Below are 4,812 nucleotides of genomic sequence, written 5' to 3'. Positions count from 1 at the left end.
CGGCGCCGCGGGCACGGCCGGCCTGGCGGACACGGCGGACACGGCGGGCACCACCGGCCGCGAGGACATGGCGGGCCGGCGGGGCATGCGCGGCGACGACGCCATGACCCGCTCCGAGGAGCGGATGCACGTCGGCATCGAGCAGCACGAGGTCGGCCGGGCCAGGCTCCGCAAGTACGTGGTCACCGAGGAGGTCGAGCAGACCGTGCCTGTGCGCCACGAGGAGGTACGCGTCGAGCGCGAGCCGATCACGGACGCCAACCGTGACGAGGCGATGGCCGGACAGGAGCTCGGCGAGGCCGAGCACGAGGTCACCCTGCACGAGGAACGCGCGGTCGTGGAGACCGAGACGGTGCCGGTCGAACGCGTCCGGCTGACCACGGAGGAGCACATCGAGAACGAGACCGTGCGCGGTCAGGTCCGCAAGGAGCGGATCGAGGCCGAGACGGAGGGCATCACCGAGGACGACATCCGGCGGGGCCGCGAGTAGCACCCGCCGGCGTCCGGTCAGGGCGCGCGCCGGTGAGCAGTCTTCACCGGCGCGTCCCGCCGTCCAGGACGGCCGCCAGATACGGCGCGGTGGCGCTGTCCCGCGCCCGCGCCACCTCGGCCGGAGGGCCCTCGGCAACGATCCGCCCGCCCGCGTCGCCGCCGCCCGGCCCCAGGTCGATCACCCAGTCGGCGCCCGCCACCACGGCCATGTCGTGCTCCACCACGATCACCGTGTGACCGGCGTCGACCAGGCCGTGCAACTGCCGCATCAGCACCTCGACATCGGCGGGATGCAGCCCGGTCGTCGGCTCGTCCAGGAGGTACAGGGTGTGCCCGCGGCGGCCCCGCTGCAACTCGCTCGCCAGCTTGATGCGCTGCGCCTCCCCGCCCGACAGCTCCGTCGCGGGCTGCCCGAGCCGCAGATAGCCGAGGCCCACGTCGAGCAGCGCCGCCAGGCTGCGCGCCACCGCCGGCGTGTCCGCGAAGAACTCCGCCGCCTCCTCCACCGTCAGGTCCAGGACCTCGGCGATGTTCCGTCCCCGGTAGGTCACTTCGAGCGTCGGAGGGTTGTAGCGCGCCCCGCCGCAGTCCGGGCACGGCGCGTAGGTGCTCGGCAGGAACAGCAGCTCGACGCTGACGAACCCCTCGCCCTGACAGGTCTCGCAGCGCCCGCCCGCCACGTTGAAGGAGAACCGGCCGACGCCGTAACCCCGTTCGCGTGCCGCGTCGGTGGCCGCGAAGACCTTCCGCACGACGTCGAACAGGCCCGTGTACGTGGCCAGGTTGGACCGCGGGGTGCGGCCGATCGGCTTCTGGTCCACGGAGACCAGCCGCTCCACACCGGGTGACTCCTCGGTGATCGCGCCGATGAGCGTCGACTTGCCCGACCCGGACACCCCGGTCACCGCCGTCAGGACGCCGAGCGGGAACCCGGCGCTCACCTCGTGCAGGTTGTGCCGGGTGACCGGGTCGACCGTCAGGGTGCCGCGCGGCTCGCGCACCTCGCGGACCGGCGCGGGGGAGCCGTCGAAGAGGTACGGTGCCGTCGCCGACTCGGCGACCTCGGCCAGCCCGGCCACCGGGCCGCTGTACAGCACCCGCCCGCCGTGCTCGCCCGCCCGGGGGCCGACGTCCACGATCCAGTCGGCGCCGCGCATCACACCGAGGTGGTGCTCGACCACGAACACCGAGTTGCCCGCCGCCTTCAGCCGGTCCAGCACCGTCAGCAGCGCCTCGGTGTCCGCCGGGTGCAGTCCCGCGGACGGCTCGTCCAGGACGTACACGACACCGAACAGCCCGGAGCGCAACTGCGTCGCGAGGCGCAGCCGTTGCAGCTCGCCCGCCGAGAGCGTGGGCGCGGCGCGGTCGAGGCTCAGATAGCCGAGGCCCAGCTCCACGACGGGCGTGATGCGGGAGGTCAGGTCGGCGGTGAGCACCCGGGCCGTCTCGTCGTGCGTCGGCAGCAGCCCGGCGAGTTCCGTGAGCGGCAGCGCGGCCAGCTCGGCGATGCCACGGCCGCCGACGGTCACCGCGAGCGCCTCGGGCCGCAGCCGGCCGCCGCCGCAGACCGGGCAGGGCGCGCTGGTGAGGAACCGCTCGGCCTTCGCCCGCAGCGTCGCGCTCTTCGAGTCCGAGAACGTCTTCATCACATACCGGTGAGCGCTCATGTACGTGCCCTGGTACGGCCGCTGGATACGGCCGGCGTCCCGGACGGGGTGCACGGTGACGACCGGCTGCTCGTCCGTGAACAGGATCCACTCCCGCTGCCCGGCGGGCAGTTCGCGCCAGGGCCGGTCCACGTCGTACCCGAGGGCGTCGAGGACGTCCCGCAGGTTCTTGCCCTGCCAGGCGCCGGGCCACGCGGCGATCGCCCCGTCCCGGATCGACAGCGACGGGTCGGGGACGAGCAGTTCCTCGGTCGTACGGTGCACCCGGCCGAGTCCGTGGCACTCGGGACACGCCCCGGCGGCCGTGTTGGGCGAGAAGGCGTCGGAGTCGAGCCGCGCGGCGCCCGGCGGATAGTCGCCGGCGCGCGAGAACAGCATCCGCAGGGAGTTGGACAGGTTGGTGACCGTGCCGACCGACGAACGGGACGTCGGCGCCGCCCGGCGCTGCTGGAGCGACACGGCGGGCGGCAGCCCGGTGATCTCGCCGACCTCCGGGGCGCCGACCTGCTGGATCAGCCGGCGGGCGTAGGGCGCGACCGACTCGAAGTACCGGCGCTGCGCCTCCGCGTAGACGGTGCCGAAGGCGAGCGACGACTTGCCGGAGCCGGACACGCCGGTGAACACGGCCACCACGTCCCGCGGGACGTCGACGTCCACGCCCTTGAGGTTGTGCTCACGGGCGCCGCGGACACGGACGTACGGGTCGTGGGGGCTGTGCATCGCGGGGAACTCCGTACGGTCTTCGGGTCACGGCCGGGGGGACAAACCCCGCGATTCTACGCCGCGGCGGCCCGCGTCCCCGCGCCGGTGACGCGGGCGAGCCGCCGGTAGGAGTCCAGCAGGGCCTCGCGGTCGTACGTGCTGGTGGTGACCAGGACCTCCTGGGCGCCCGTCTCCGTCAGCAGCGACTCCAGTTCGCCGGCGACCTGTTCCTCGGTGCCCGCGATGTGGCCGGTCAGGCCGGACTCGTACAGGCTGCGCTCCTTGGCGGTCATCGACCGGGCCTCGACGGCCTCGGCAGGCGGCAGCGGCGGGAAGGCGCCCCGGGTCCGCGCGTGCGCCATGGACCAGGCCTCCGGCAGCAGAAGGCGACGGGCGGCCTCCGGGGTGCCGGCCACGGCGACGGTGCCCGAGACGACGACGTACGGCTCCCGGCTCCACGCGGAGGGGCGGAAGGCGGCGCGGTAGCGGTCGATGCCGCGCAGCATCCGGTCGCGGTCGCGCAGGTCGCCGATGACCATCGGCAGGCCCGCGCGGGCGGCGACGGCCGCGCCCTCGCCCATGGCCAGCACGAACGGCGGCACGGTCAGCCCCTCCGTGGGGCGGGCGTGCACGCCCGTGGGGGAGGTGCCGCGGAACCAGCCGAGCAGCTCCGCCAGTTGCGCGTCGAAGTCCTCGGCGTCGTCCTTGTCGCGGCCCAGCGCCCTGCGCACGCCGTCGGTGAAGCCCACCGAACGGCCGAGGCCCATGTCGATCCGGCCGGGGAACAGCGACTCCAGCACCCCGAACTGCTCGGCGACGACCAGGGGCCGGTGGTTGGGCAGCATCACGCCGCCGGTGCCGACCCGGATCCGATGCGTGGCGCCCGCGACGGCGGCGGCCAGCACGGTCGGCGCCGAACCGGCCACGCCCGGCACGCCGTGGTGCTCGGCCACCCAGAACCGGTGGTAGCCGAGCCGCTCCGCCTCGCGCGCCAGGGCGACGGTGTCGCGCAGCGCCTCGGCGCCGGTGCCGCCCTCGCGGATGCGGGAGCGGTCGAGGACGGAGAAGCGGGTCGCCGCGGTCACTGAGCTCACACGGGGTTCAACGCGTGGGCGGCGCCAGGATTCCCGCGACCGGGCGACCGGGTGTCCGGCCCGCCCCGGTCAGCCCTCGGCGCGCGGCAGTCCGCGCTCGTGGGCCCGCACCAGGTGCTGCGGCACGAGATGGCCGACGCCGTCGACGGTGACGGGCACGAGCGCGGGCGCGGCGGTCGGTGGCCGCGGCCCGCGTTCTAGGGTGGGGGTGTGAGCGACAGCAGCAGGCCTCCGCTGGCCGTGTTCGACCTGGACAACACCCTCGCCGGCACCGCGCACCGGCAGCGCTTCCTGGAGCGCCGGCCGCGCGACTGGGACGCCTTCTTCGCCGCCGCGCCCCATGATCCGCCGCTGCCGGAGGGCATCGCGCTGGTGCGCGCGAGCGCCGGGGAGTGCGAGATCGTCTACCTGACCGGCCGGCCCGAGCGCTGCCGGCGCGACACGCTCGACTGGCTGGCCGCGCAGGGGCTTCCCGAGGGGCGGCTCTACATGCGGGGCAACAGCGACCGCCGGCCCGCCCGGCGCACCAAGCTGGAGATCCTGGGCCGGCTCGCCCGCGCCCGCGAGATCCGCGTCCTGGTGGACGACGACGAGCTGGTGTGCGACGACGCCGAACGGGCCGGGTTCACCGTCGTCCGCGCGGACTGGGCCACCGGATCGGCCGAACTGAAGGACGCCCAGGAGCGCCAGGGACGTACCTGACCGGCCCCGCGGCTCTCCTGTTCCGGGCCGGCGGGGTGCTACTCCGACTCCTCCAGGCGGAAGCCGAGCTTGAGGCCCACCTGCCAGTGGGCGACCTCGCCCTCCTCGATCTGGCCCCGCACCTGGGTGACCTCGAACCAGTCCAGGTTGCGCAG

General features: G+C 74.6%; 5 protein-coding genes. 2 read left to right on the top strand and 3 right to left on the bottom strand.

Annotation, left to right across the window (positions count from 1 at the left end; all coding sequences use genetic code 11):
• A partial coding sequence (locus tag GTW67_RS17320) for a YsnF/AvaK domain-containing protein (protein ID WP_161165724.1) occupies positions 1 to 490 on the top strand: 490 nt, incomplete at its 5' end.
• A 43-nt stretch (positions 491 to 533) separates the two neighbouring features.
• Here the strand turns inward: GTW67_RS17320 and GTW67_RS17315 are convergent.
• The gene (locus GTW67_RS17315) at positions 534 to 2,879 is read right to left on the bottom strand and encodes an ATP-binding cassette domain-containing protein (RefSeq protein WP_161165723.1); all 2,346 of its coding nucleotides are present in this window, start codon (positions 2,877 to 2,879) and stop codon (positions 534 to 536) included.
• Between the two features lie 56 nt (positions 2,880 to 2,935).
• Positions 2,936 to 3,955, bottom strand: a complete 1,020-nt coding sequence (locus GTW67_RS17310) for an MsnO8 family LLM class oxidoreductase (RefSeq protein WP_161165722.1) — start codon at positions 3,953 to 3,955, stop codon at positions 2,936 to 2,938.
• A 210-nt stretch (positions 3,956 to 4,165) separates the two neighbouring features.
• Here GTW67_RS17310 and GTW67_RS17300 point away from each other — a divergent pair, with 210 nt between their 5' ends.
• Positions 4,166 to 4,657 carry a phosphatase domain-containing protein gene (locus GTW67_RS17300; protein WP_161165721.1) on the top strand — a complete coding sequence of 164 codons (492 nt, stop codon included), beginning with the start codon at positions 4,166 to 4,168 and terminating at the stop codon, positions 4,655 to 4,657.
• Positions 4,658 to 4,695: 38 nt separating this feature from the next.
• Here the strand turns inward: GTW67_RS17300 and GTW67_RS17295 are convergent.
• Positions 4,696 to 4,812, bottom strand: a 117-nt coding sequence (locus GTW67_RS17295; RefSeq protein ID WP_202437357.1) for a dodecin family protein, incomplete at its 5' end; no start/stop codon positions are given.

Source organism: Streptomyces sp. SID5910 (assembly GCF_009862125.1).
Lineage (GTDB): Bacteria > Actinomycetota > Actinomycetes > Streptomycetales > Streptomycetaceae > Streptomyces.
Note: the sequence above shows the minus strand (reverse complement) of the source record. Positions and strands in the feature narration are given on the sequence as shown.

Coding starts and splice junctions, on each gene's coding strand:
- GTW67_RS17315 (WP_161165723.1), bottom strand. CDS start 2,879: ATGCACAGCCCCCACGACCCGTACGTCCGTGTCCGCGGCGCCCGTGAG.